Below are 26,352 nucleotides of genomic sequence, written 5' to 3'. Positions count from 1 at the left end.
GAGTATCACCTTTGATAGCTTGGGGGTCGGGCGGAAGAGCGTTCCGCGAGCGTCGCGTGTTTTGAAACCGGTCTTGGCGCGGCGGCGGCCGCGCGGGCAAGGCTTCCGTCGCCTGGAACGAGGATCGCGACTGAAAGCGCGGGCACTTCCAGCCTGAGGGCTCCGCCCTCGATCGCGGCGGCGCGCTCGTTCAGCAAGTCGTAGAACCCGGCGGACATGAGGGATTCGGGCAGGTCGAGCTTGACCCGCGCCGGGCTTTCGCCACGGTTGACGACCACGACCGCCCTCTCGTCCCCGTAAGTGCGGGCGAAGGCGAGCCAGGCCTCTTCGTCGTTCGCCTCGAGCAGGCTCGGGTCGCCGCTCTGCAGGGCGGGGGTCTCGCGGCGGATCTTGCCGAGCTTCCGATAAAGGCTGAGGTAGGGGTTGTCCGGCGTGGCGAGGTCCCAGCGCATGCCGCGCCGGTTCTGCGGGTCTGCCCCGCCCTCCATTCCGAGTTCGTCGCCGTAATAGACGCTGGGCGCGCCGACCCAGGTGAACTGGATCATCGCGGCGAGCCGCGCCAGGCGCCCGTCCCCGCCGCACTCGTGTAGGAGGCGCGGCGTGTCGTGGCTTCCCAGAAGGTTCAGCATGTTGCGGCTGACCTGCGGGCCGTAGGAATCGTAGAGCGCGTTCAGCCGCTTCCAAAAATCGGAGGGCTTCAGTTGCTTCTGCGCGACAAAGCCGAGCACCGCGCCTCGGAACGGGTAGTTCATCGAGGCGTCCCACTGGTCGCCCTTGAGCCAGCCGGAGGCGTCGCCCCACTCCTCGCCGACGATCCAGGCCTCCGGGTTCTTCGTCTTCACCGCCGTTCTGAACTGGCGCCAGAACTCCATCGGCACCTCGTTCGCAACGTCCAAGCGCCAGCCATCGATCTTGGCGAAATCGTTCCAATAATCGGGGACGGTCAAGACGTAGCGCGAGACTTCGGGTTGCAGGAGGTTGAGCTTTGGCATTGAGGGGAACCCCCACCAAGCTTCGTAAGACGGTTTGTCCTGTGCGATAACCGGGAATGATTTGACAAAGTACCAGTGGGCATACTTCGACTTTTCCTGGTTCTGCAGGAGGTCTTTGAACGCGAAGAAGTCGATGCTCGTGTGGTTGAAGACGCCGTCGAGGACGGTGCGCACGCCGGCCGCCTTAAGCTCTTGCACGAGGTCGCGGAACTCTTCGTTCGTGCCGAAGCGGTGGTCCACCTTCAGGTAGTCCGTCGTCTCGTAATGGTGGTTCGAGGGGCCTTCGAAGATCGGGTTGAAGTAGACCGCGTCGACTCCGAGAGAGACGATGTGGCCCATGTTCTGGCGCACCCCGGCGAGGTCGCCGCCCATCCAATTGTCGTATCGAGGTTCGGCGTCCCAAGGTTGGACGTTCGGCGGGTCGTTCGATTTGTCGCCGTTGGCGAACCGCTCCGGGAAGATTTGGTAGAAGACGGCCTTTTCCACCCAGCTTGGCGGTTGGAACGGCTTAAACGTCTTATGTTCTAACTTGAACGTTTCCGGTTTATCGGAGAGGCCGTCGGGGCCAAAGTATCGGACGGTGGGGCCGTCCTCGATCCGGAAGCAGTAGTCGATGTCGCCCTCCATGCTCCAGGGCATGGCCGCTTGGTAATAGGTGTAGAAGTCGTCGCCCCCCGCGTCGGTCATCGGTACTTTGCGGTCGCCGGCAATGCAGAAGACCTTGACGAGGTCGTGCGGGCGTGCGCGGAGCGTCAACAGCAGCTTGCCGCGGTCCCAATTGAGGCTCGGCATCTCCTGCCGGTGGGCGAGCGCGGAGGCTGCTATGGTGCCGTCGCCCCGCACGGCCGGTGTCCCGTAGTCGGGCGGGAAGAGGTAGAGGACGCTGTTGACGTAACCGCTCGCGTCGGACTCGCTCGGCGCTTTCGGGTCGGTGACCCAAGTGTCCCCGTCGAGAACGAACTTGTAATAGTGCTTGCCGAGGGGCAGGTCGAGTTTGGCCGTCCAGGTCTTGCCGTCGGCCCCGAGGGTCATGGAAGTCGCGTCCTTGTTCCAGTTGTTGAAGGTGCCCGCGAGGTTCACCCGGCTGGCGGGCCGGTCGGGCACGTAGGTGAAGGTGTGGGGCTCGCCGAGGAGGGCGAGGGCAGCTGCAAGGAGCAGGCTGCTCACAGCAGGCCCCCCGTCCTGACGGAACTGCCGCGCACCATCAGCCGGCTCGGGACGATGGTGCGCCGCGGTTCTTCGGCGAACTCGCCGCTGAGCGCAGTGAACAGCATCTCGAGCGCGGTCGAGACGAGGCGGTGGATATCGAGGCTGACGGAGGAGAGGCCGCCTTCCAGCATGCGGCAAACGGGGCTGTCGTTAAAGCTGACGATGCCGAGGTCTTGCGGCATTTTCTTCCCGACCCGCCGGGCGGCGTCGACGACGCCCATCGCCATAAAGTCGTCCAAGACCACAAGGGCGTCGGGCGCGTCCGCGCCTTGCAGGACGGCGAGGGCGGTCTCCCGTGCCGAGTCTTGGCCGAAGTCGGCGTGCCAGATCATGACGGGCGCCTCCTGCTGCTGCACGATGCGGCGATAGCCCTCGATGCGGTCTTCGCTGACCGTGATGCCCTCCGGCCCCGCGATAAATCCGACTCGGCGGTAACCGCTCGTGAAGAGGTGCTCGGTCGCGATTTGCCCGGCGTAGACGTTGTCGTTGTCCACCGACCAGACGCGCGCGTCCATCGGGTTGCCGATCAGGACGAAGGGGAACTTGTCCTTTTGCAGCCGTGCCAGGCGTTCGTCGTTCGCCTCTGACTCGACTAGCACGAGACCGTCCACACGGCGTGTCCGGAGCAGTTCGTCATAGACTTGCCACTGCCCGCCGTCCACGGGGACCGTATCCAGGCAGAGGTGATAGTCGGTGTGGCTCAGCCCATCGAGCAGTTCGCTGATGAGGCTGGTGTAGAAGGGGTCTCCGCTCAGGCCGCCTTCGGGCCGCTGGATGGCGAGGCCTATGAGATGGGTGCAGCGGGTGCGGAGCGAGCGGGCGCGGACGTCAGGCCGGTAGTTGTGCTGCTCGATCGCAGCCATGACCTTGTCGCGGATCTCTGTCTCGACACGGTCGTCTCCCGCAAGGACGCGGGAGACCGTGGCCTGAGAGACCTGTGCATATTTCGCGATATGTTGCTGCGTAACCCTCATCGGTAGCTCCCGCAACGCTGCGGTCAGCTTGTGAATTCGTATTCTGAGTATACAGACTCTTGGGCCCGAAACGCTACTCTTTACAAAAAGATCAGCGATTACAGTAGTTTTACTAGGCTAATCGAATCGTCGTCCAGGGCTCGCTATTGAGCCGCGTAGACCGTGAGCTTGCGGCCGGTGAGCGCTAGCGAGGTCTCTTTGAGCGACTTCGCCTCTCCGTCCACTTTGACGTGGCGGTCGTTCTCGACGAACCAGAACTCGGGCTCCAGCGCGCCGAAGCCCTCTTCGAGGGCCACGGTGCGGACCTCGACGGTGTCCTTCCTGCCATCGACTTCGATCCGCACGCGGGTCCGCTCTCCCTTCTCATAGCCGTAGCTCAAGCCGTCGTCGAACTCATACTCCAGCACCGTGTGTCCCTTCCAGTCGGCGGGGAGGGCGCAGAGGAGGGCGGGGCGGGCGAGGTCGACATGGTTGTCGGTCGGCTGCCGCCTTTGTATCGGGATGACGGCCCCGCTACGGAGATAGAGCGGGCTTGCAGGCAAGAGGGCAGAGACCGAGGACTTGCCCGGCTTCTTCCAACGCCCGGTCTGGGCGTCGAACCAGGGCTGGTCGCCGGGGAGCAGCACTTCGCGCCGATACTCTCCCATCGCGACGACAGGAGCCTGGAGGATGTCCGGCCCGACCAAGAACTCGTCGAGCACGGTCTCGAGGCCGGCCTGGTCAAAGTCGTGGAAGAGGGGTCGGAGGAGGGCCTCACCGCGCGCCTCCTGGCGCAGAAAGAGTTGGTAGAGATAGGGAAGCAAGCGGTAGCGAAGCTGGATAAAGTGGCCGATCACCGAGCGCGTCTTGGCGCGGTACGCCCACGGCTCCTCGTTCCGGCTGCCGAGGGTGGAGTGGTTGCGGAAGAACGGGAACAGGAAGCAGGCCTGCACCCAGCGCACCATGAGCTCGTCGTCGGCGTCCCCTCCGAAGCCTCCCACGTCGGGGCCGTTGAAGGGAAGGCCGCTGATCGCCATGCCCAGAGAGGTCGTGATCGCATGGCGGAGATAGAACTCGTTGGAGACGTTGTCGCCCGTCCAGATCGCGGAGAAGCGGCTGGTGCCGGTGAATCCCGAGCGGCTAAGCAGGAACGGCCGCTCTTCCGGATAGGCAAGGAGGAAGCCCTTGCGCGTTGCCATCTGCATGCCGAGCGCGTACTGGTTCCGGTGCAGGGCGTGCGCCTCCTGCCCGTCGTTGAACAGCATGCCGGTCGGGTCGACCGGCCCCGTCGAGGGGTCGTTCATATCCAGCCAAGCCGCGCCGAACCCGCTCTCGCGGAACTCCTTTGCATAGCCGGCCCACCAATCGCGTACCTTTGGCTGGGTGAAGTCGGGGAAGACGGTTTCTCCGGGCCACACCAGCCCGACATAGGGCTGGCCCTCCACGTTGCGGCAGAAGACGCCGTTTTTCATGCCGTCGTCGAAGACGCGGTAGCCCGCTTCCTGCTTTACGCCCGGGTCGATGATCGGCACGATCCGGCGGTCGTTCTTGGCGAGGGCCGCGGCGGTCTCGCCCGGGCCTTTGGGGAACTGCTGCTTGCTGGTCTGGAAGATCCGGAAGCCGTCCATGTAGTCGAGGTCGAGCCAGAGTCCGCTGCAGGGGATGTCGTACTTCTCGAAGCGGCGATCGAGGTCGACGAGGTCTTTATGGCCGCCATAGCCCCAGCGCGACTGGTGGAACCCGATGGACCAGATCGGCGGGCGGGGAGTCTTGCCCACGATGGTCTGGAGCTTTTCGGTCAATTCGGCGAGGGAGTCCGCGACCATGACGACGAGGCGGGGCTCGCCGTCCTCGCTCCCGAGGACGAGCCGGGGCAGGGTCCGTTGCCACTCGACGAAGACGCGGGTGTCGTCGCGCCCGGGGGTCTGGATGAAGGTCGTCGCAGGATTGTCGAGGAGCAGCCCGATCCAGTGCTTGGGCGTCTTCATCGCGACGTAGGGCGTGCTGAAATAGGGCGGGTCGATTTCGTGGCTGCCCCACTGCGCCCAGTGGAAGTCGCTCCAGACGTCCGTGTTCCAGAACTTGGTGCGGACGCCGGACATCTCCAGCCGGTTGAGCCACTTGCCGCCCAGGCCGAAGAACTGCGCTTCGAACGGCACCTGGAACTGGAACAGGTGCGCGTTGCCGCAGAGGCCGAAGCCTTGGCCGGGCGTGGTCGCCAGGGCCGGGGAGCCGGAATCGTCCAAGAAGGTGAGGTCGAAGGCCGATTCCACGCACACGTGGTTCGTGCGCGGGGCGCCGGGGATCTCAAGCTTGACCAGCGAGGGATCGGGCTTCCAAATCCGCTCGTCCCGGACGACGACGCGAAAAATGCCCCCCTCGAAGCTTTCCAAGTGCACGCGGGGGTTCCGTTGGCCGACCTTCGCGCTGCCGGAGTCCGGGTCGAAATCCTCGACAAAGCGGAAGTTCGCCGGGTGCGGATACTTCGAGAAGAACATGAACGGGCGATTTTGTCCCTAAACCGCAGTCTGGTACTGGGTTGAATGGCCGCCCATAGCGGGCGACCGCCAGGAACCTAGTGGAGTTCCCGGGCACATGTCGCGATCGTCTGGGCAACGCTGGCGAATTGCTCGCGCGGATTAAGGAAGTCAGGACAGAGCCGGACGCGCCCGCTGCGGGCGTCGGTGACGATGCCGTGCCCCTTCAGGGCCTTGACGAGGTCGGTCGCCCGCGGATGCGGCAAGAGGGTGAAGGCGCCGAACTCGTGGGGGTCTTCCGGTTCGAAAGGGGAAGCGCCGTGCCTTCGAAGCGCGTCTCGCAACAGGGCCTGGCGGTCCAGGTTGTCCGCGCGGATCTGATCGACGCCGAGCTCCAGGACGAGCTCCAGCCCGGCCCGCGCTTGATAGGGCACGAGGACGGGCGGCGTGGACTCCATCCATCCATCGCCGCCCTCTGCCCATCGCGGCTGCTCGGATTTCTCGTACCCGAAAGTGGCTTCCTTCGCGAACCAGCCGGTATCGAGAGACCGAAAACTCTCATCGGAAAGGACGGCTGGTGAGAGGGCGAGCCAGCCTGCGCCAGGCCCTCCCCGCAAATATTTGTAGCAGCCCCCGACCCCAAAATCCGCGCCGAGCGCGGCGAAGTCCAGCGGCACCACCCCGGCCGAATGATAGAGGTCGACCAGGATCTTCGCGCCGTGCCTGTGGGCTCTCTGGACGATCTCGTCCAGTCCCGTCAGGAAGCGGCCGGTCTCGAAAAAGGCGTGGGAGACGACGACGAGGTCGGTTTGGTCGGTGACCGCGTCCGCGATCTTCTCCTCGCGGAAGGTGGGCGGATCGGTCGGCTCTGGATCGACCCATGTGACGCGCGCCCGCTCGCGGAACGCGTACGTTTTCAGGATGAAGTCGAGGCTGTCGAACTCGCCCCTGGTCGTGACGATCTGGATCGGGCGGCCCTGGGGAAAGGCGTTCAGGACGGTGCGGAGCGCGTGGCCCGCGTTCGGGCGCAGCACGACCTCGCCGTTGCCGATCCCGACGAGCCTCCCCAGGAGCTTGCGAAAGTCGCGCGCCTCGTCCAGCCAGCCGCCTTCGTCCCAGGCACCGTCCATCCACCCGTACCAGAGCGAGAGGCCGCGCTCGACGTGGGTGGCGACCGCATCCGGTGGGCGGCCGAGCGAGTGGTTCGCGAGATAGACGCGGCCCCGCTCCGCGTCGGCGGCCTGGGATCGGGAGAACCGGGGGGAGAGGGCTTCGGCTACGGCCGCGTCGTCCCAGGGGGCGGGGCCGAGGCCCGTCGCGCTGAGGGTGCGCGCGCTCACTTGCCGATCTCCGTTCGAACGCTCCAAAGTTCAGGGAAGAGCCTAATGTCTATCGCGCGACGAAGGAAGCTGACCCCGGAGCTGCCGCCTGTGCCCCTCTTATAACCGATAATCCGTTCGACTGTCTTCATATGGCGGAAGCGCCAAAGGACGAACTGTTCTTCTACGTCCACGAGTTTTTCCGCCATTTCATAGGCAGGCCAATAGGCTTCAGGCTCCTCATAGATTTGCTTGAAGACTTGGACTATCTCTTCTCGTTCCTTGTACGGTTGCGACCAGTCGCGCTCGACCGCCTCGTCGGGAATCTCATAGCCGCGCCGCTTCAAATGTCGCAAGAACTCGTCATAGAGGCTCGGGGAATTGAGGGCTTCGAGAAGCTCTGCGACGATTTCGGGCTTGTGCCTGAAGACCGAGACGCTGTCCGCGTCCTTGTTGCCGAGCAAAAACTCGATAAGCCGGAACTGGTGGGATTGAAAACCGCTGGCCGAACCGAGCACCCCGCGGAACTGTGCGTATTCAGAAGGGGTCAAGGTTTGTAGGACCGACCACTGCTCGAACAGCATCTTTTGGACGTGTTTAACGCGCGCCAGAATCTTAAAAGACGGCTCGAGGGCGTCCTCTTGGACGAGGCGGACGGCGGCCTTCAGCTCGTGGACGACGAGCTTCATCCAGAGTTCGGAGGTCTGGTGCTGGACGATGAAGAGGGTCTCGTCGTGGTGGGCCGGCTCGGAGAGCGGACGCTGGCAATCCAGGAGCTGGTCGAGCATCAAGTAGCCCGCGTAGTCAAGGCGGTGCTCGAAGTCCGTCTCGATGGTCGCTTCCATGGGCCGGTGCGACATACCCGTATCCTACCGTCCCTGTCGCATCCGCAGGTACCCTTGCCACTGGACTGCCGGATCGTCTAAGGGTAGGACAGCGGTTTTTGGTACCGTCAGTCTGGGTTCGAATCCTAGTCCGGCAGCCACACCCTTTCTCGCAAAACTCCGTGACCTCTTTCTGGCGAGCACTCGTATAGAGGGGTGGGGAACTGTGTTTTCCCGCTTTTTCCAGGAGAGTCATGAAACGTTTGCTTGCCTTAGCCATTTTCGCCGTCGCCACGGTGCCTTCGCTCGCCCAGAACCTGACGGCCACGCCGTATGTCAGCGGCTTTAGCAGCTCGGTGGGGATCATTCAGGACCCCGTCGATCCGAGCCTGCAGTACGTGATCCAGCAGGGAGGCACGATCTTCGTCGTGCAAGACGGAGTCCGGTTGCCCACCCCGTTCCTCACCTTGAGCGTCCTTGTCGGCAGTGAGCGCGGCCTGCTCGGCCTCGCCTTCCCGCCCGATTACGCCACCAGCGGCACGTTCTACGTCAACTACACCTCGAACACGAGCCCCGTCTACATGCAGCTGAGCCGCTTCCAGCTGAAGGCGGGCACCCGGCTCGAGGCCGACCCGGCCAGCCAGGTCAAGGTTCTGCGGACGCAGCGCCCGTTCACGAACCACAACGCTGGGACCATCCAGTTCGGCCCGGACGGCTATCTGTACGTGCCGACCGGTGACGGTGGCAGCGCGAACGACCCGGGCAACCGCGCCCAGAACCCGAACGAGTTGCTGGGCAAGATGCTGCGCCTGGACGTCTCGGGCGACGATTTTCCGGCCGACCCCGAGCGGAACTATGCGATCCCGCCGGACAACCCTTTCGTCGATAACGACCCGATCGCGGCCCTGGACGAGATCTGGGCTTTCGGTTACCGCAACCCGTGGAAGTTCAGCTTTGACGATCCGAACCTGCTCGGAACGGGTGCCATGGTCGTCGGCGACGTCGGCCAGAGCGCATGGGAGGAGATCGACTACGAGCCCGCCGGCCAAGGGGGCCGCAACTACGGTTGGCGCGTCTGGGAAGGGTCTCAGATGATCAACGGGGGAGCCCTCGCCTATGGCCCGGACACCAAGCCGATCTTCGCCTACAACCGCTCGGTCGGCCAGTCCATCACAGGCGGCTACGTTTATCGAGGCCTGGAGCTGGGCCCGGATTTCTTCGGCCGCTACGTTTATGCGGACTACGTCGCGGGGCGGCTCTTCTCGCTTAGGCTCGTGATCGACCCGGTCACGGGCGAGGCCACCGCCACCGACAACCGCAACCACAGCAGCGAAGTCGGCAGCATCGGGAACATCTCGTCCATCAACCCGGACGAGAACGGCGAGCTGTACACAGTGGCCCTCGGTGGCACCGTCTATAAGCTCGGGCGACAGAACGTGACCCACTTGACCGATGCGAGCCGCCAAGAGGGCGTGTTCCTTTCCGGCCAGCTGCGCTCCCTCGTGATCGCGGACGGCAAAGAACTGGAGATCGTGCCGTTCGCCCCCGGGGCCCGCAACACCAAGGTCACCCGGATGACGGCCGGCTTCAAAACGAACGTGGCGAACCGGAACACGGTGACGGTCGAGTTCTTGGGCCGCGCCAACCAGTCGATCCCGGTGGGGACCGTGGTCAGCCTTCGTAACTGGCAGACCGGCCAGTTCGACGCGGTGGCGACTGGCAACATTACGGGGACGCCGACTCCGCTGACCGGAACTGGCAGCGCGGCAGACTACGTGCGGTCCAGCGATGGCCGCATCGAGGTCCAGGTGGCCACGAGCTATAGCGGCATCTTGACCCGGGCCTTCTATTCGAACCTTTACGACCGGATCGAAGTCCGGGTCCAGTGACCTGTTGAACGTGCCGGGTTGTTGACGAAAGTTTGTGGCAACCCGGCACGGTTTCTGTAGAATAGAGGGACTATGCGAACGTTGCCGTTAGTCGCTGGCGCACTCTTGGCTGCAGTGTGGTCGAGTAGCCATGCCCAGACACTCGGCGCCACCACCCTCCTCACCGGGCGGCAAAGCCCGGTCGCCCTCGTCCGGCACCCGAGCGACGCCCAAATCCAGTTCTTGGTCGAACAGAACGGAGTCGTCCGCGTCGTCGTGAACGGCGTCCTGCGCCCGACCCCGTTTTTGAACATCAGCTCTATCGTGTCCTTCTCGGGAGAGAACGGCCTGCTCGGCTTGGCCTTCCCGCCCGACTATGCGACGAGCCGGTATTTCTACGTGAATTTCCGGGATAAGAGCGAGGGCATGCAGATCGCCCGCTATAGCCGCAGTGTGGGCGACCAGTACGTGGCCGACCCGAACAGCCGGTTCAACATCCTCCGCACGTCGAGGAGCACGGGCAACCACAACGGAGGCACCATGCACTTCAATGCGGACGGCAAGCTCTACGTCGCGATGGGCGACGGGGCAAACCCGCTGATCAACGTCGCACAAAGCCCCCAGAGCTTGCTCGGCAAGATCATCCGCATCGATCCGACCGGCGACGACTTTCCGACCGACCCGGCAAGGAACTACAAGATCCCACCGGACAACCCGTTCGTGAACGGCCAGCCGATTTCCGCGCTGGGTGAGATCTGGTCGTTCGGCACAAGGAACCCGTGGAAATTCAGCTTCGACGACACGCGCCTCTTTGGAAACGGGGCGATGATCTTCGGGGACGTCGGGGAGGACCGCTACGAGGAGATCAATTACGAGCCGTACCGGAAGGGCGGTGCGAACTATGGTTGGCCGCTCCGGGAGGGTTTTGCCACGTTCAAGAGTGGTTCCCCGGCCTATGAGCCGCTCCAGTCGCCGACCTACGTTTATGGGCACGCGACGGGCCAGTCCGTGGTCGGCGGCTACGTTTACCGGGGTTTGCAGCTCGGGCCAGAATACTTCGGCCGCTACTTCTTCGGCGACTTTGCCGCCGGGAAGCTCTGGTCGATGGTGATCACCTATGACCAGACGCTGCAGCGGTACGTGGGCCGGGGCCTGCGCGAGCACACGGCGGACTTCGCGGGGATCGGCGGCCTCGGGAGTATCTCCTCGATCGACATGGGCTACGACGGGGAGCTCTACCTTTGCGACTACAGCGGCGGCCGCGTCTTGAAGCTGAACCGCCCCAATTCGACGTGGCTTTCGGGCCTGGTCAACCGTGAGGGCACGATTATTCGCGGGTCTCTCCGCCACGTGCTGCTGCGCGATAACGTCGAGCTGGTCTTGCGGCCGAACCTCGCAGCTCGCCGCTCGATCATTGACTTCGTCGGCAACACGAACCGGGCGAACCCCACCGCGCTGGACGTCGACCTGGTCGGTCGGTATGGCATTGACGCGAAAGCCACCCTGCGTGTGATGCTGAAGCGATGGAGCGACGGTGAGTTCGTCCAGGTCTCGGCCTTTAACATGGACGGAGTGTCGCGCCGGTTCCGCGTCACCGGCTTGCCCGCAGGGACGTACGTCCGCGGCTCTGACGGTCGCGTCGAGGTCCGGGCGCAGATGGAGGTCAAGGGTGCGATCGCGACTTCTGCGTTCGTCTACTGGGACCAGGTCGTGATCACGGCGCGCTGATCCTATCGAGGTTCTCGCGAACTGCCCGAACCGTCTCTTCGGCCTCGGGTCTGCCCGCCCAGCGTTCGCTGGGCGGGTTTGTGTCAAGAAAGGTGAAGAGGCCCCATTCCGGCGGGATCTCCGCGGGGACGAACTCCGGGACTTCGCGTCGCAGGAGGGTGAGGGTCGCCGCCGCCCACAGGCGGGGAACGACGGTGATGTCATAGCCGCCGCCCCCCAGGGCGACCAAGGGGAGCCCAAAACCGCGCACCAGGCTCACCGCGGCCAGCCAGTCCTTCGCCGTTGCACGAAGGTTGCCGAGCGGGTCGAGATAGTGGGCGTCGGTCCCCATTTGCAGCACGACCGCCTCCGGTTGGAAGCGCTCGATGGCGCGCGGCAAGGTCTCTTCGACCGCCCAAAGCCAGGTGTCCCCGGAAGTGCCGCCTTCGAGCGGAACGTTGATTTTGGTGTGGCCCGCGCCCACCTCGTGGACGAACCCGGTGCCGGGATAGAGCGTGCGGCCGGTCTGGTGGACGCTGTAGGTCAGAACGCTTGGGTCTTCGTAATAGTGCCACTGGACGCCGTCGCCATGGTGCAGGTCGATGTCGATATAGGCGACCCGCGCGAAGCGCTCCCTCAGAATTGCGACGGCGGCGGAGCAGTCGTTGAACACGCAGAAGCCGCTCGCCAGCCGTAGCTGGGCATGGTGGAGGCCCCCGCCAAGATTGAAGGCCAGGCTCTCGCCGTCCCTCACCGCTTCGGCCGCGCGCACCGATCCGGACAGGTAGGCCAGCGAAGCCGTGTACATTGCCGGGAACCACGGGTTATCCCCGGGCCGGATCCCGAAAGCGGCCGCCTCGGGAGGGTCTGGCGCGATCGCCTGATGGGCCTCCAGAAACGCGACGTAATCCGGCGCGTGGACCAAGAGCGGCTCGTCGCGCGACCCTGGGCCAGGGTCGAGGACGTCGAGGTCGGGCGCGACCGCTTCCAGCAGGGCGATGGCCCGCGCCAGGCGCTCCGGCCGAAGAGGGTGGTTCGGGCCGAAGTCGTACCTGGTCATTCGGGGGTGGAAATAGAACTTCATGGGGGAATCCCGTTGTCCGGCGCCACGGCCCAGTAGACTCCGGACGTGGCGATGGCTCACCGAGGTTTGCGCGGACTGCGCGTTTACCTCGAGATGATAAAGTTTGAGCACAGCATCTTCGCGTTGCCTTTTGCGCTGACGGGAATGGTCTGGGCCAGCCTCGCTGATTTTGGACGGCCCTGGCCGGGTTGGCGGATCTTTGGCCTGATCGTCTTGGCGATGGTCTCGTGCCGCAGCGCGGCGATGGCGTTCAACCGCATCGTGGACCGGGACGTGGACGCGGAGAACCCGCGGACGAAGGTCCGCGCCCTGCCTGCCGGTCTGCTCAGCCTCCGAACGGCAAACCTTTACTTTGTTGCCTCGGTGGTGATTTTCGTCGCCGCGGCTTGGGGCTTGAACCAGCTCGCTTTCGCGCTCAGTCCGGTCGCGCTCCTTGTGACCTTGGGCTATTCCTTGACGAAGCGGTTCACACCGGTGACGCACTATGTCCTAGGTTTGAGCCTGGGAATTGCACCCGCCGCGGCATGGATCGCGGTGACGGGCCGTCTAGACCCCGTGATCTTGCCGCTTACGCTCGCGGTGGCGCTCTGGACTGCAGGGTTCGACATTATCTATAGCTTGCAGGACTCGGAGTTTGACAAATCGAAGGGTTTGCGGTCGCTTCCGGAAACGCTGGGTCGGGGGCGCGCGCTTGGAGTGAGCCGCGCCAGCCACGTCCTGGCGGTGGCCGCCCTTGCCCTCGCCGTCTGGATGGTCCAGGGGAGTCTCGCGGCCTGGGCAGGGGTGGCCCTTGCGGCCGGTCTCCTCGCCTATGAGCAGAGCCTCGTGAAGCCGGACGACCTGCGCCGGGTGGACGCAGCCTTCTTCACCGTTAACGGCTATGTGTCGATAGGCTTTTTCCTCTGCGTCTTGTGGGACACGGTGGTTCGGGCGGCATGACCCCGCTCTTCGGCCGCACGAATTTGAGGCTGCCTCGAACCTGGCTTCGGCTCTTGCCGCCCGAGGGTGGCGATCAAGCCCTGCCGGAGATGGTGGAGGCGGCGGTGCGGAGCGGCTTGCCGCTCGACGTCACCCGCGCGACCAGCCTTTGGGGGCCCGGCCTTGCAGGGGCCAAGAACGCCACCGTCGCCTTCTTGAGCCCCTTGCCTCCGAAGACGTCGAACGGGGGGCTCGCGGCCGACCTCGTTGGCGCAGACCTCTTCGCGCTGCTGGCCTGCCTGGGCCGGAGCCACCTGGACCTTTGCTTTGTCGGGGTCACGGGCGAAGAGAGCGTGGACGCGCTCGACGGCATGTTCGAGTCGCTCGAGATCGCGCGGCAGGACGGGCTGGTCGGGAGTTTGGGCTTGGACGTCGCCGGGCCGCCGCCGGCGGTGCTTGGCCAATGGGCCGGGCGCGACGGGTTCGAAGCGGTGGCGATGGAGGCCAGTGGGGCTGACCCCAGCCTGCTGAAGCATGCGAAGGAGAAGCGAACCGGCGTCGTCCTTTGCTGGCCCTCCCCGCAAGGGTATGAGTCTGGTTTGGAGATGGGAAGCGTGCTCGTACCGGTTCGAAGCGCGGCCGAGATCGAAGGCGTCGTGCGTCAAGGGGTGGCAACATGAGGATCGTGGTCGTCGGGGCGGGGATCGCGGGCCTGCGATGCGCGCAGCTCTTGGAGCGCGCGGGCCACGAGGTCCATGTGCTCGAGGCCCGCGGCCGGGTTGGTGGCCGGCTCGCCACCGTTTCGTTGAAGGAAGGCTTCTACGAGGCGGGCGGCGAGTGGATCGACGCCGACCAGGCGCGCGTCCTTTCGCTGCTCGCGGAATTCGGCTTAGAGCCGGAGCCAGTCGACAAGCGGCCCAGCCGCCTGGTCTTCGACGCGGAGGAGTGCGCGTCGGACGCGCTTTGGCCGGACGCCGAAGGGGCGGCGGCGCGGCTGGGGGCGGCCTCCGCCACCGCCACCCACGGCACCCTGGGCGAACTGCTCGACCGTTGCGCGGAGACCGATCGCGCGCGTTGGTATCTGGAGGCCAAGGCACTTTCGGACGAAGGCGACGATTCAGACCGGATCGGCCTCGCCGGCTATTTTAAGTTCTTGAAGATGTATGGCGGGCGCGAAGGTGGCGAGGCGAGCGCGTTCCGGTTCCCGGGCGGGGCGCAAAGGCTCTGCGAAAAGATAGCGGCGACGCTCGCGCGCCCGCCGGTCTTGGAGCGCGAGGTGCTCGCCGTGCAGTCGGGCGAGTCGCAGGTCGAACTTTGGCTTCGCGGCGGGGAAGTGACGATGGCCGACCGCGTCGTCCTCGCCGTGCCGCCCGGGCCGCTCGCGCGGATCGAGATCGAACCGGACTGGCCGCAAGAGAAGGCGGACGCGGTGGCGAGCATCGGCCGGGCGCCGCTCGTGAAAGTCGCGCTGGAGTTCAGCGAACCCTTCTGGGAGGCGAAGGGGTGGAACGGTTCGGCCCAATCGAACCGCCTGTTCCAGCAGGTCTGGGCCAGCGGTCGGGAGGGGGCGAACGTGCTCGACTGCTATGTCTGCGGCCGGGACGCCGAGCGGCTCGCCGCCGAGCCCGAAACGGCGCCGAAACTCTGTTTGGGGGCCCTGGAGGAGATCGCGCCCGAAGCGGGCCGCCACTTCACCGGCGGCACGCTCTTCAACTGGGTGCACGACCCCTACAGCCTCGGCGGTTTCGCGACGCTGCCCCCCGGGGCGGAGCAGACGCCCGAGATCCTTGCCAAGCCGATCGGCGCGCTCCACTTCGCGGGCGAGCATACGGCGGCGTGGCTCGGCTTCATCGAGGGGGCGCTGGAGAGCGCCGAGCGCGTTGCGGAGGAAGTGAGGCTTGAAGACCACATACGGTAACGGGCGTACGCTCGACGGACGGCCGCTGTGCTTCTCGGTCGAGAACGGGCGGTTTCGCGAAGTCGCGAACGATTCAGGGGAAGGCTTCGACGTCGACCTCGGCGGCAAGACGATCGCGCCGGGCTTCGTCGACGCCCACTGCCACATCCTCCCGACCGGACTGGACCTGCAGAAGCTGCACCTGGGCGGTCTGGACTCGCGCGAGGCGGTGGTGGCGGCTGTGGAGCGGCGGCACGGGTCGCACCCGGACGGGTGGCTCGCGGCCGTGCATTACGACCAGACGCGGTTTGCCGACGCCCGGCACTTGACCCGCGACGAGATCGACGCGGTGGTGCCGTCCCGTCCCGTCCTCTTGCGCCACTCGAACGGCCACGCGAGCGTCGCGAACTCGGCCGCGCTCGTGGCGGCAGGGGTCCGCGAGGACGAACCAGACCCCGCCGGCGGCACCTATGTGCGCGACGAGGGAGGCCGTCTCACGGGCGTCCTGCTTGAGCGTGCGCACGAGCGGGTCACGGCGGCGATGCCAACACCGACCCTAGCCGAGATGACTTCGGCGATCCTCGAGGCGGGCCACCGGATGGCCGAACTCGGCATCGCGTGCGCGACTGACATGATGACGGGGCGATGGGACTTGGAGCAGGAGCTCCTCGCTTACAACGCGGCCGCCGAGGCGGGTTGCGAGGTCGCCCTTCGGCTTTGCCTGCAATGGGGCACGGTGCTCGGGCCGCGGGGGATCGAAGCCGCGCGGCTCCGGGAGCTGCTCGCCGCGATGGACCCGGTTCGGTGCCGCGCCATCGGCCTCAAGATTTTCGCGGACGGGGCGATCGGCTCCGCGACGGCGGCGATCCACGGTGCCTTCCTCACGACCGGTGGCAACGGCCAGCTGATCTATGCGCCGGACAAGCTGAAGAAGATGGTGGCCCAGGCGGCCGAGGCGGACTGGTCCGTGGCGGTGCACACGATCGGGGATCGTTCGACCGACCTGGTGATGGACGCGGTGGAGGCCACGCCCGACCCTTCGCGGCACCGGCTAGAACACGTGATGATGCTGAGCGACGAGCAAATCGCACGGATCGTCCGGCTGGGCTGCGAGGCCACGATGCAGCCCGAGTTTTTGATGCGGTTCGGCCACGCCTACCAGAAGCAGCTGGGCCCTGCGGTCTCGGCCCGGTTGAAAAGGGCCCGGTCGTGCCTCGACGCGGGGGTGAAGCTGAGCTTCAGCAGCGACCGGCCGATCGTGCCGGGCGATCCGCGCGACGGTATCGCCTGTGCCGTGCGGCGCCCCGAAGGGTTCGACCCCGCCGAGAACGTCACGCTGGAGGAGGCTGTGCGGGCGTACACGGTGGACGCTGCCCGCGCGAACGGCGACCAAGGACTCTTCGGCGAGATCCGCGACGGTGCGGTGGCCGCCTTCCAAGAGTGGGAGCGGGCACCGGTGACGGCCTAAAGCCCCGGTCCCGACAGAATTCCGACCGGGGCCGGAACAAGCCCCGCCGGACGGATGTTCAAATGAGGCGAGAGTGGTTCCGGGAAAGGATCACGATAACGAGAGAAGCACGGCGGCGGCCCTGGCGATTAGCCAGGGCCCGTCGCTCTTAAGAGGGTGAGGTGCCCGCGCCGGACCTCCGCGACGCCCTCAAAGGGCTCGTCGAACATGATGCGGACTTCGCGGGCCGGCCGGCCCCCAAGGGTGTCCCAGCGGCTTTCCAGCACGGAGCCGACCGCTTCGCCGGGAGCTTCTTCGATCGAGAGCCGGACACGGTCGCCGGGCTTGACGTGCGCGGCGGTGACCGCCTTCGCGCCGCGCGCGGAGAGATCCACGAGCCGAGCCGTTTGCCCGTCGACCATCACCCTGAAGTCATCGACCTCCTTGAGGCGGGGCTCGGACCGCCGTTCCGAGTGGCGGAAGTGGCGGGGCTGGGCCAGGCAGAGCGTGTGGGCGCGGCTATCGCGCGCCAGGATTTCAGAGCGGAAGGTGAGCAGCCCGCCCGCGTCGCCGATCTGGACGACCACGGTCTGCCCTGGGCGAAGGGGGACGAAAGTGTCTTGGTGCAGGGGTGCGGAAAACGTGATGTACTGGGGCGCGCAGGCGTCGATCCGGCACCGATAGGCGCCTCCGGGAACGATCACGCGGGCGATGGTGCCCGGCCTCAGATCCAGGTTGACGCGCGGCTTGCGCGTGCGATCCGGGCGGAACCCGAGGGCCACGAGGTACCCCGCGAGGATAGAAGCGGCCCCGACAAGGCCGACGGATGCAAGTTCTTCCACAGGCGGGCTCCTTTAGCGCCCGGCCTTGCTCCTTTCCGAGGCGAAGTTCTCGCGGGCCGAATTGAGGAGGCGAATCGCTTGGCCGAGGCTTGCGACGGCCTCCTCTCCGGCGTCTGGATCGTTCGTCTTTGCGAAGCGGAAGGACTCGAGCGCAGATTGTTGCAGCATGACGTGTGCCAATTTGCGGGCTGCGTGGCTTTCCTCGTGCACCGTCGGGGGCCTGAGACCGTCCATCAGGGTCGAAAGGGCCTCCGCCTTGGTCGCGGCGGCCTCCGCCCTCTGTAGGGTCTTTGGCGCCCCGGGGCTCGTGCGGACGATTTGGGGGATGGTGCGGAGCTCGTCGAGCAGGCTGAGCAGGGCTTGTTCGACGGACAGGATGCAGAGCCGGTAAGTCTTGGGGGAGATGGGCTCGGTGATCGCTGCCAGCTCCTGGGCGAGGCCCTCGGTCCTCCCGAGCAGGGCCAAAGCGGTGGCGCGGCCCGGGATGCAGTTCGGGGAGCCGGTTCCGTAGCCTTCCGCCGCGCTCTCCCAATTGCCGTCGAGGAGGGCGAAGTCGCCTTGAAGTTGGTCGGCGAGCGGGCCCTTGGCGCCTCGGGCGCGGGCGTGCTTCAGGGCGTCCCGGCCCCCGTCAAAGTCGCCGGCCTGCAGGGCCGCCTCGGCCGCTAACAGCCAGGCGTCCGCCCCGCCGATCCCGGATTCGGCCGCCCGCCGGGCTTCGCGCGAGGCTTCGACCGGCTTTTCCGCAGCGAGGTAGGCGTTTGCCAAAGCCAAGCGCAGGGCGGGGTCCAGGGGGTCTGCGTCAACCGCGTCGTGGATCACGAGCAGGGCCGCTTCCACCTGCCCCTTCTGGACAAGCTCCTGGGCGGTGGCGATGGGGTCTTGGGCGGGCTCCCCGACGGTCGGGGTTTGGGTCGTCTGGCTATTTGTTTCAACGGGCTTCGCCCGAGGAGCGAGGCCTTGGAAGGGGCCCTGGGCCAGCTGGAGCCGCCAGTCGTGGGCGATGGCCCGGCTGGTGCGGTCCCAATCCGGCAGGCCGTCGATGAAGACGATGAGGTTGCCGGGCTCGTCCTGGAACTTCTGGGTCTGGCGTTCGGTCTTCCGGGCGGTCTCGGGCGTCAAGGGCACGGACGTGTCCACCAGGTCCTGCTCTGAGAACGGCCGCGCGCGGCCGTAGCTCCAGACCATGCGGTTCCCGCGGAAGACCTCGATCCTGGCGCGGACTCGCGCCCCGGCGCGCTCCGCTTCCACCCGCACCACATAGGCGGCCTTCTGCTTCGCGGCGACCGCGAGCATGCGGCGTAAGTCCGGGTTCCACTCGTCGGCGGGCGCCGTCCCATCGCCGATCCACTCGCGGAAGCGGGGATCCAGCATGGACCAGGTCACGGGGTCGACCCGGCCCTCGCTCTCGAGCTCCTGCGCGAGGTAGGGGGCAATGACGAAGTTCGGGTCCACGTCGCCCTTAATCGGGAGCTTGGACTGGACGATGAGGACGAGCGGCGCAGCCGAGGCGACCACGCCAGTTAGGGCGAGCAGGGCGGCGAGGGCGGCGCGGCCCCTCATTCGAGGTGCCCGATGGCCTGCTTACACTCGTCGATGTAGCTCTGGATCAGTTTCGGGTCGCCCTGCCCTTTCTCCAACATCCTCTCATAGGCGCTGAGGGCGCGCTCGTAGGCGGCCTTCGCCTCGGGACGGCGCTTCAGGTTCACGTAGCACTGAGCGAGGCGATGGTTGGCGCTGGCCGGGCTCACGCCCAGCTTGAGCGCCCTCTCGTAGGTGCGGGCCGCGTCGGCGAACTTACCGCTCAGGAACTGCTGGCGCGCCGTCCGGACCAGGGCTTCGCCCTCGTTCGCGTCGTTGGCTTCCAAGACCACGCTGCCGCCCCTGGTGACCTCGGTGCTTCCCGGGCTCGGTCGGACGTCGATGATCGCCTGCCTGTTCGTCTTCGACCGTCCGTCGGCGTTCTGCGGCTGGATCGACTTGGGCTCCGGATCGTTGTTGACGGGCGGCTTTTCCGGCTGGGTCTTCGGCGCGGACTCCGGGGTCACGTACGGCTCGAGCGGCGCGTAGCCGCTGGAGTTGCCTTGGGAGGAGACGTTCGGACGTGCCCCTTCGAGGTTTTGGGGCCGCGACGTGACGATATTGTTCCTCTGGGCCGGGGTTTCGTCGCCGACTCGGACGAGGGTCCGATCTGGCAACGTTTGCTCGTTTGTTTGCTCCGCCCCTTGCTGCCCGCGCTCGTTGACGGCCGGCGTGCTCTGCGCGTCCAGTTCTGACGGCTGCTTGTTCGGAGAGACGGGGACCGGGGTCACGAAGGGCTTGGAGACTTCATTGTTGTCCGCGACCAGGGAACCGGTGTCCGTGGTCTTGCGCGTGGCGAGGAAGAGCGCTGAAGCGGTGGAGACGAGGAGGATGCAAGCGGCAATGGCCGCGAAGATCGCGTTGCGCCGATCGGGCCGTTCCGGCTCCAGATAGACGGGCTTGTGGGCGGCGCGCCGCAAGTGGGCGACACGAATGCGGTCCAGGGCAGAGTCGGGCCGCATCTCAATGACCCTTTCGTAGCACTCCAAGGCTCCCGCGATGTCGTTCTGGGTCTCCAGGCAGTCGCCCTTGAGGGCGAGCGCGGGAACGTGGGTCGGCATCACCACCAAGACCGCATCGCAGACCATGAGAGCTTCGGCGACCCGGCCCTCGCCGAAGAGGCGCTGCCCCTCGGCGACTTGGGCGTCGACCTCGGCGAGGCCCCGTGGGTCTGTGGGAGCCACGGATTGGCCGCACTCCTGGCAGAACTTACTGCCAGGAGCGAGCTCGACTCCACATCGGCGGCACAATAGCATCAAGGGACTCGGTGGCGACAGGATCATTGTACCAATCCTTCTGGCCGCTAGACGGCAGTTCAAGGCGAATCGGTTCGGTCCTATCGGCGCGGTCGTAGGTAACCCCGGCGAACTTCCTCGCGGAACACCTGGTGAAGTCCCCGGTAGGGATAGTCCATCCAGGCCCGGACAAGCTTCTTCGCCGCTTGAAAGAACACGTTCTGGGCGCCCTGCTTGGTGTGGCCGCGGCGGCGGCCGATCTCCTCAAAGGTGTTGCCGGCCAGCCGCAGGCGCACCACTTCGAGCTGTCCCTCGGTCAGGCCCGCCGCTTCGGTGACCTCGATCCACTCTTGGGTGATGAGGTAGTGCGCCTCCTTGCCGCCGGCCGGCAGGGGCATCTTCGACTCACGTTTGTGCGCTTCCTCGAGCTTGCGCCGGAAGCTGTCCTCTCGGTAGTGGGGCGCGGACCGGTCCCGCTCGATTTGGCCAAGCAAGGCGTCCGCACTCGCGGAAATATCTTTTGCTCTCATAGTGTCACAGGGGCCTTTAGGTGAACATATGTCTACCATATGCGGGCCAGGTTTTGCTCGGCCCTCCGGCGCCCGTGGCACAAAGGTAGGGACACGGCTGACCCCTTCAAATAGCAGGTCTTCCTTGGGACTTGGCGGCAACAGCCGGCCTTACGGCCTGGTCCGCCCCCTTCTCGCGTCTATGAAGGGGAGGGGCAGACGGGGTGGGGGTGCGCCCTTACTAGGGCCAGAGGGAGCAAAAGCCCGGCGTTTGTCGTCCAATAGACTGATTGGCGCGGGAAGGGCACAATGAAGACGCGGCTGACCACAGTAAATTGGCGGACAGCCCGGCCCAACGCGTTCCTCTCGGAGTAACCTTTTAAATGATGGCACTTCCCCTGATCATCCAGGGTGGCATGGGTGTGGCGGTCTCGAACTGGGTGCTTGCCAACGCGGTGGCTTCGCGGGGGCACATGGGCGTTATCTCCGGGACGGGTCTCGACACGGTGGTCAGCCGTCGCCTGCAATTGGGCGACCCGACCGGCGCGCTGAAGCGCGCATTCGATGCTTTCCCCGTGCCTGAAATGGCGCGACGGGTTTGGAGCCGTTATTTTGTGCCGGAAGGGAAGGCCGCAGACGCCCCTTTCCGGGCAAAGCCCGTGACCAACATCGAGACCGGCCAAGCGGGGATCGAGCTCACCGTCGTCTCCAACTTTGTCGAGGTCTGGCTGGCAAAACAGGGCCATAACGGGCCGATCGGGATCAACCTACTGGAGAAGATCCAGTTGCCGCACCTCGCTTGCCTCTTTGGGGCGATGCTCGCCGGGGTGGATTACGTTTTGATGGGTGCGGGCATCCCGCGCCAAATCCCGGCCGTGCTGGATTCCCTCAGCCAGCTGGAGGACACGAGCTACCGGGTTGATGTCGCCGGCGCCCTTTCGGGGGAGACTTACCTCACCCACCTCCGGCCCCGTTCCCTGGTGGACTGGCCGATGACGGAGCTCCCTCGGCCCCAGTTCCTCGCCATAGTCAGCAGTAGTGTCTTGGCGCAGTCCCTCATCAAGAAGTGCGTGCCGCCGGTGGACGGCTTTGTCGTGGAGGGCCCTCTGGCTGGGGGCCACAACGCGCCGCCGCGTGGCGCTATGGTCCTGAACGAGAACAACGAGCCCGTCTACGGAGCGCGCGACGTCCCGGACTTGGAGGCGATCCGCGACCTCGGTGCCCCCTTCTGGATGGCGGGCGCTTATGGCAAGCCGGGGATGATTGAAAAGGCGCTGGAAGCGGGCGCGCAGGGCGTGCAGGTGGGCACCGCCTTTGCCTTCTGCAACGAGTCCGGCATCGACCCGGACATCAAGCGCGAGGTGATCCAGAAGGTCTTGAGGGGCGAGGTCTCCGTGAAGACCGACCCGGTGGCAAGCCCGACCGGCTTCCCGTTCAAGGTCGTCCAAATGGAGGGGACGCTGAGCACCGACAAGGTGTACGGCGAGCGCCAACGCATCTGCGACCTCGGCTACCTTCGCACTCCCTACCGAAAGGAGGACGGCTCCATCGGCTACCGCTGCGCCAGCGAACCGGTGGACGACTATATCGCCAAGGGCGGCGAACTCAGCGAGACGGTGGGCCGCAAGTGCATCTGCAACGGGCTGATCTCGACGATCGGGCTGGGCCAGCGCCGCAAGGACGGCACTTTCGAACCGCCGATCCTGACGGCGGGTGACGAACTGGTGAACCTCGCCCAAATCATCCCGCCCGGCCGCGACAGCTACTCGGTGGACGACGTGCTCGCGTACCTGCTGAGCAACCGCGCGGTCGCGGTGGGATAGTCCCTTGTGGAGCGCGCTGGCCCTCGCCGCCTTCTGTGCCGCCGTCGTGCCGGAGGTTGAGGTCAAGGTCATGACCTACAACGTCCGGTTTGGCACCGCGTCTGACGGCGACAACGCGTGGCCAAAGCGGAAGGACGCGCTGATCGCCCTTGTCAAAGGGCACGACCCTGACGTGCTGGGGCTGCAAGAAGCCTTGGTGGAGCAGGTCGATGAGTTGCGCCGCGCCCTGCCCACCCATGCCGTGGTCGGCGTCGGCCGGGACGACGGCATCCGCAAGGGAGAGCACAGCGTCGTCTTTTATCGGCGCGGCATGTTCGGCCTGCGCGAGGGCGGCACTCGGTGGATCAGCGACACACCGGACGTTCCTGGTTCGCTCGGCCCGGGTGCGCAGATCACGCGCGTGTTCTCGTGGGGCGAGTTCTTTGTGGAGAGTGGGGGGCGGCTGTTGGTCGTCAACGCCCATCTCGACCATGTGTCGCCGGACGCCCGGCTCATGGGCGCCCGGCAGATGCGCGCGTTCGCCGAAGCACGGAGCCCGGTGCCCGCGATCGTAATGGGCGACTTCAACTCTCCCCCCGGAGCTTCTCCCACCGCGCACCTTGTCGAGGGGCGCTTTGTCGCATGCGTGCCCGCCCGGGGCCCCCGGGGCACGTTCAACGCGTTCCAGGCAGGGGCGACGGAAGGGGAGATGATCGACCACATCTTCGTCTCGCAGGGCATCGAAGTGGTGGAGACCGTGGTCGACCAATCGACCACGCCCGAAGGGCGCTATCCGAGCGACCATTTCCCGGTCGTGGCCCGCGTCCGACTCCCTCGGTGAGGTGGCGCCTAGTTGGTATTTTTAGCAGAATCGTGTATAACGTTTCCTAAGCTCGGCAATTCGACCGCTTGACCCGTGCTTCGTCTTGCCGCGTGGAGAAACTAAGATGCTGAATCTTCTCGCTCTCGCGACTCTGGCCCTCGCCCACGGAGGGGTCACCGACGACCGCCTCTTTGAAGGCAACGGGCCCCACAAGAGGCGAATCACGACCCAGGTCGAGCGTGCGCAGCAGTTCTTCGACCAGGGCCTCAATATGCTCTACGCGTTCAACCAGGCGGAAGCCGAGCGCTCGTTCCGCACGGCGGCCCGGCTGGACCCTGAGTCGGCCATGGCGTGGTGGGGCGTCGCCATGGCGAACGGCCCGCACTACAACAACATGGTCGTCCCGCCCGAGGACGAGAAAGAGGCGGTCGAGGCCATATCCCAAGCCCGCCGCGTCATGGCGGACGAGCCCGCCATCGACCAGGCCCTCGTCCTCGCCACGAGCAAGCGGTTCCGCTGGCCGCAGGGCGACCGGACGAAACTGGAGAAGGCTTACAGCGACGAGCTCGCGAAGGCGTACGGCCGCTGGCCGAAGGACGACGACGTCGGCGCCTTCTACGCCGAGTCCCTGATGAACCAGAACCCCTGGAACCTCTGGACGCACGACCAGAAGCCGAACCCCGGCACGCCGCGCATCTTGCAGGTGCTTGAGGAGGTGATGGCGAACAACCCGCAAAATCCGATGGCGCTCCACCTCTACATCCATGCAGTGGAGGCGGGGCCACACCCCGAAAAGGCCGTGCCTGCCGCGGATCGGTTGCGCGACCTGCAGCCGGGGCTTGGCCACAACGTCCACATGCCTTCGCACATCGACGTGCGGGTCGGCGCTTGGCAAAAGGCGATCGAGGCGAACCAGAAGGCGATCAAGGCCGACGACGCCTACCGGGCCGCGCGCCCTGAGCAAGGCTTCTACTGGCTGTACATGGTCCACAACTGGCACATGCTCGGCTTCGCCGCCATGATGAACGGCCAGAAGAAGGTGGCGGTCGACGCGATGGACACGATCGCCCGCGAGGTGCCCGCCGAGGTGAAGAAGGCTAGCGCTTCCTGGATGGACGGTTGGTTCGTCATGCCCGTCGACGTGCGGCTACGGTTCGGCATGTGGGACGAGGTGTTGGACTATCCGATGCTCGACGACATGTTCCCGCTCTCGGTGGCGATGCAGCGGGCCGCGCGGGCAATGGCCTTTGCCGCCAAAGGCGACCCCAAGTCCGCCCGGCGCGAACAGGCCGCGTTCTATGCGGCCCGCCGTCGGGTCCCCGCTGATAAGATGTTCGGCGGCAACACGGGGAAGGACATCCTCATCGTCGCCAACCACCTGATGAACGGCGAGATCAAGGTCGCGGAGGCGGATGTGGACTTAGCGCTCAGCCACTTGCGGTCCGCGGTCGCGGCCGAAGACCGGCTGAACTACATGGAGCCGCCGGACTGGATCCAGCCGACCCGCCACACCCTGGGCGCCCTGCTCCTGCGTGAAGGCCGCTATGACGAGGCGCTCGCCGTCTTCAAGAGGGACCAGCAAAAGCTGCCCTTCAACGGTTGGTCGCTTTATGGCCAGTCGCTCGCCCTCCGGGGCCTGGGCCGCGCTCACGAGGCAGAAGAATCGTTGGCCATGTTCAACAAGGTCTGGGCCACGCACGAGACCCCGATCAATTCCTCCTGCCTTTGCATTCCCGCGGGTGGCCCCCGCTAAGGTCGCGCACGCCTGGAAGGTGGAGCCCCCTCTCCCTCACTGAGGGCGAGGGGGCAAAGGCACGGGTTAGCCTTTCAGGCTCGCCATGTCGATGACGAACCGGTAGCGCACGTCGCTGCGGAGCATGCGCTCATAGGCCTCGTTGATCTGCTGCATGGCGATTACCTCGATGTCGCAGGTGATGTCCTTCTCGCCGCAGAAGTCCAGCATCTCTTGGGTCTCGCGGATGCCGCCGATGAGTGAGCCGGCGAGGTTGCGGCGGCGCAGGACCAGCGGGAAGGCGTGGAGCGGGCTGGGGTCGGGGACGCCGATGAGCACCATGGTGCGGTCGAGGTCGAGCAGTCCGAGGTAGGCGTTGAGGTCATGGGTCGCGGAGACGGTGTCGATGATGAAGTCGAACTGGTTCGCATGCTGTTCGAAGACGGACTCGTCCCGGGTGACGACGAAGGCGTCGGCGCCGAGCCGCCTCGCGTCCTCCTCCTTTCCGGCGGAGTGGCTGAGCACGGTGACGTGCGCGCCCATGGCACGGCCGAACTTGACCGCCATATGGCCGAGCCCGCCAAGGCCGACCACGCCCATGCGGGTGCCCTCTTTCACGCCCCAGTGGCGAAGGGGGGAGTAGGTCGTGATGCCGGCGCAGAGCAGGGGGGCGGCGGCGTCCAGCGGAAGGTTGTCCGGGATGCGCACCACGAAGTCTTGGTTGCAGGTGTATTGCGTGGAATAGCCACCGTAAGTGACGCCGCTCCCGTCCTTTTCTTGGCCGTTGTAGGTGTAGGTCGAGCCTTGGACGCAGTACTGTTCCTCGCCATCGCGGCAGGGCCCGCAGGTGCGGCAGGAATCGACCATGCAGCCGATGCCGACCCGGTCGCCGACCTTCCACTTGGTCACGTTCCCGCCGACCTTGGTGACGGTTCCGACGATCTCGTGCCCCGGCACCATCGGATAGATCGAGAAGCCCCACTCGTTGCGGGCGAAGTGGATGTCGCTGTGGCAGACGCCGCAGTAGAGGATGTCGACGAGCACATCGTCCGGGCCGGGTTCGCGGCGGTTAAAGCTCCATGGTTCCAGCGGGGTGGTCGGGGAGTGGACGGCGTAAGCGGCGGTGGACATGCCCA

Annotated in this window: 20 protein-coding genes and 1 tRNA gene; 10 read left to right on the top strand and 11 right to left on the bottom strand. The window is 65.8% G+C overall.

Going from position 1 to position 26,352, the window contains the following annotated elements; all coding sequences use genetic code 11:
- Positions 1–5: 5 nt before the first annotated feature.
- The 5 genes from KF733_11260 to kynA form a co-directional block, all read right to left on the bottom strand.
- On the bottom strand, positions 6–2,159 hold the full coding sequence (locus KF733_11260) for an alpha amylase N-terminal ig-like domain-containing protein (protein ID QYK55579.1): 2,154 nt from the start codon (positions 2,157–2,159) through the stop codon (positions 6–8).
- Positions 2,156–3,175, bottom strand: coding sequence for a LacI family DNA-binding transcriptional regulator (locus tag KF733_11255; protein QYK55578.1), 1,020 nt, complete (start codon positions 3,173–3,175; stop codon positions 2,156–2,158). Before KF733_11255 ends, KF733_11260 begins: the two co-directional genes overlap by 4 nt.
- A gap of 143 nt (positions 3,176–3,318) precedes the next feature.
- Positions 3,319–5,652 carry a hypothetical protein gene (locus tag KF733_11250; protein QYK55577.1) on the bottom strand — a complete coding sequence of 778 codons (2,334 nt, stop codon included), beginning with the start codon at positions 5,650–5,652 and terminating at the stop codon, positions 3,319–3,321.
- Between the two features lie 77 nt (positions 5,653–5,729).
- Positions 5,730–6,971 carry an aminotransferase class V-fold PLP-dependent enzyme gene (locus KF733_11245; GenBank protein ID QYK55576.1) on the bottom strand — a complete coding sequence of 414 codons (1,242 nt, stop codon included), beginning with the start codon at positions 6,969–6,971 and terminating at the stop codon, positions 5,730–5,732.
- On the bottom strand, positions 6,968–7,810 hold the full coding sequence (gene kynA / locus KF733_11240) for a tryptophan 2,3-dioxygenase (GenBank protein QYK55575.1): 843 nt from the start codon (positions 7,808–7,810) through the stop codon (positions 6,968–6,970). Before kynA ends, KF733_11245 begins: the two co-directional genes overlap by 4 nt.
- A gap of 51 nt (positions 7,811–7,861) precedes the next feature.
- Between kynA and KF733_11235 the strand changes: the two genes are divergently transcribed.
- The 3 genes from KF733_11235 (at position 7,862) to KF733_11225 (ending at position 11,370) form a co-directional block, all read left to right on the top strand.
- Positions 7,862–7,935: transfer RNA gene (locus KF733_11235), tRNA-Gln, on the top strand.
- 93 nt (positions 7,936–8,028) lie between these two features.
- Entirely contained in the window at positions 8,029–9,663 is a 1,635-nt protein-coding gene (locus KF733_11230; protein QYK55574.1) for a PQQ-dependent sugar dehydrogenase, read from the top strand.
- Positions 9,664–9,735: 72 nt separating this feature from the next.
- Positions 9,736–11,370 carry a PQQ-dependent sugar dehydrogenase gene (locus KF733_11225; protein QYK55573.1) on the top strand — a complete coding sequence of 545 codons (1,635 nt, stop codon included), beginning with the start codon at positions 9,736–9,738 and terminating at the stop codon, positions 11,368–11,370.
- Here the strand turns inward: KF733_11225 and KF733_11220 are convergent.
- Positions 11,357–12,433, bottom strand: a complete 1,077-nt coding sequence (locus KF733_11220) for a hypothetical protein (protein ID QYK55572.1) — start codon at positions 12,431–12,433, stop codon at positions 11,357–11,359. The two genes, KF733_11225 and KF733_11220, sit on opposite strands and share 14 nt — an antisense overlap.
- A gap of 51 nt (positions 12,434–12,484) precedes the next feature.
- On the opposite strand from KF733_11220, the gene ubiA reads away from it, so the two are divergent.
- From ubiA to KF733_11200, 4 genes are read left to right on the top strand one after another with little or no spacing between them, the layout of a single operon-like run.
- A complete protein-coding gene (ubiA, locus tag KF733_11215) occupies positions 12,485–13,372 on the top strand; it encodes a putative 4-hydroxybenzoate polyprenyltransferase (protein QYK55571.1) in 888 nt (295 codons plus the stop codon).
- A complete protein-coding gene (locus KF733_11210; GenBank protein ID QYK55570.1) occupies positions 13,369–14,031 on the top strand; it encodes a hypothetical protein in 663 nt (220 codons plus the stop codon). The genes ubiA and KF733_11210 overlap by 4 nt, the downstream gene beginning before the upstream one ends.
- Positions 14,028–15,269: an FAD-dependent oxidoreductase gene (locus tag KF733_11205; GenBank protein ID QYK55569.1), complete on the top strand. Its 1,242-nt coding sequence runs from the start codon at positions 14,028–14,030 to the stop codon at positions 15,267–15,269. Before KF733_11210 ends, KF733_11205 begins: the two co-directional genes overlap by 4 nt.
- The gene (locus KF733_11200; protein QYK55568.1) at positions 15,250–16,716 is read left to right on the top strand and encodes an amidohydrolase; all 1,467 of its coding nucleotides are present in this window, start codon (positions 15,250–15,252) and stop codon (positions 16,714–16,716) included. The genes KF733_11205 and KF733_11200 overlap by 20 nt, the downstream gene beginning before the upstream one ends.
- 128 nt (positions 16,717–16,844) lie before the next feature.
- Here KF733_11200 and KF733_11195 read toward each other — a convergent pair whose 3' ends face one another.
- The 4 genes from KF733_11195 to KF733_11180 form a co-directional block, all read right to left on the bottom strand.
- On the bottom strand, positions 16,845–17,537 hold the full coding sequence (locus KF733_11195) for a flagellar brake protein (protein ID QYK55567.1): 693 nt from the start codon (positions 17,535–17,537) through the stop codon (positions 16,845–16,847).
- Positions 17,538–17,549: 12 nt separating this feature from the next.
- Positions 17,550–19,097, bottom strand: coding sequence for a hypothetical protein (locus KF733_11190; GenBank protein QYK55566.1), 1,548 nt, complete (start codon positions 19,095–19,097; stop codon positions 17,550–17,552).
- Entirely contained in the window at positions 19,094–20,299 is a 1,206-nt protein-coding gene (locus KF733_11185) for a tetratricopeptide repeat protein (protein QYK55565.1), read from the bottom strand. The genes KF733_11190 and KF733_11185 overlap by 4 nt, the downstream gene beginning before the upstream one ends.
- 152 nt (positions 20,300–20,451) lie before the next feature.
- Positions 20,452–20,880 carry a hypothetical protein gene (locus KF733_11180; protein QYK55564.1) on the bottom strand — a complete coding sequence of 143 codons (429 nt, stop codon included), beginning with the start codon at positions 20,878–20,880 and terminating at the stop codon, positions 20,452–20,454.
- A gap of 365 nt (positions 20,881–21,245) precedes the next feature.
- Between KF733_11180 and KF733_11175 the strand changes: the two genes are divergently transcribed.
- The 3 genes from KF733_11175 (at position 21,246) to KF733_11165 (ending at position 25,237) form a co-directional block, all read left to right on the top strand.
- Positions 21,246–22,682 (top strand): nitronate monooxygenase, encoded by a 1,437-nt coding sequence (locus KF733_11175; protein QYK55563.1) that lies wholly within the window; start codon positions 21,246–21,248, stop codon positions 22,680–22,682.
- 4 nt (positions 22,683–22,686) lie between these two features.
- Complete coding sequence (locus tag KF733_11170; protein ID QYK55562.1) at positions 22,687–23,502, top strand: endonuclease/exonuclease/phosphatase family protein; 816 nt, start codon at positions 22,687–22,689, stop codon at positions 23,500–23,502.
- 106 nt (positions 23,503–23,608) lie between these two features.
- Complete coding sequence (locus KF733_11165) at positions 23,609–25,237, top strand: tetratricopeptide repeat protein (protein QYK55561.1); 1,629 nt, start codon at positions 23,609–23,611, stop codon at positions 25,235–25,237.
- A 66-nt stretch (positions 25,238–25,303) separates the two neighbouring features.
- Here the strand turns inward: KF733_11165 and KF733_11160 are convergent, their stop codons facing one another.
- Positions 25,304–26,347, bottom strand: coding sequence for an NAD(P)-dependent alcohol dehydrogenase (locus tag KF733_11160; GenBank protein ID QYK55560.1), 1,044 nt, complete (start codon positions 26,345–26,347; stop codon positions 25,304–25,306).
- Positions 26,348–26,352: the final 5 nt, after the last annotated feature.

Source organism: Fimbriimonadaceae bacterium (assembly GCA_019454125.1).
Lineage (GTDB): Bacteria > Armatimonadota > Fimbriimonadia > Fimbriimonadales > Fimbriimonadaceae > JALHNM01.
The sequence above is the reverse complement of the archived record's forward strand: the minus strand, read 5'-3'. Positions and strand labels throughout refer to the sequence as shown.

Coding starts and splice junctions, on each gene's coding strand:
- KF733_11255 (QYK55578.1), bottom strand. CDS start 3,175: ATGAGGGTTACGCAGCAACATATCGCGAAATATGCACAGGTCTCTCAG.
- KF733_11250 (QYK55577.1), bottom strand. CDS start 5,652: ATGTTCTTCTCGAAGTATCCGCACCCGGCGAACTTCCGCTTTGTCGAG.
- kynA (QYK55575.1), bottom strand. CDS start 7,810: ATGTCGCACCGGCCCATGGAAGCGACCATCGAGACGGACTTCGAGCAC.
- KF733_11230 (QYK55574.1), top strand. CDS start 8,029: ATGAAACGTTTGCTTGCCTTAGCCATTTTCGCCGTCGCCACGGTGCCT.
- KF733_11225 (QYK55573.1), top strand. CDS start 9,736: ATGCGAACGTTGCCGTTAGTCGCTGGCGCACTCTTGGCTGCAGTGTGG.
- KF733_11220 (QYK55572.1), bottom strand. CDS start 12,433: ATGAAGTTCTATTTCCACCCCCGAATGACCAGGTACGACTTCGGCCCG.
- ubiA (QYK55571.1), top strand. CDS start 12,485: ATGGCTCACCGAGGTTTGCGCGGACTGCGCGTTTACCTCGAGATGATA.
- KF733_11210 (QYK55570.1), top strand. CDS start 13,369: ATGACCCCGCTCTTCGGCCGCACGAATTTGAGGCTGCCTCGAACCTGG.
- KF733_11205 (QYK55569.1), top strand. CDS start 14,028: ATGAGGATCGTGGTCGTCGGGGCGGGGATCGCGGGCCTGCGATGCGCG.
- KF733_11190 (QYK55566.1), bottom strand. CDS start 19,097: ATGAGGGGCCGCGCCGCCCTCGCCGCCCTGCTCGCCCTAACTGGCGTG.
- KF733_11180 (QYK55564.1), bottom strand. CDS start 20,880: ATGAGAGCAAAAGATATTTCCGCGAGTGCGGACGCCTTGCTTGGCCAA.
- KF733_11175 (QYK55563.1), top strand. CDS start 21,246: ATGGCACTTCCCCTGATCATCCAGGGTGGCATGGGTGTGGCGGTCTCG.
- KF733_11165 (QYK55561.1), top strand. CDS start 23,609: ATGCTGAATCTTCTCGCTCTCGCGACTCTGGCCCTCGCCCACGGAGGG.
- KF733_11160 (QYK55560.1), bottom strand. CDS start 26,347: ATGTCCACCGCCGCTTACGCCGTCCACTCCCCGACCACCCCGCTGGAA.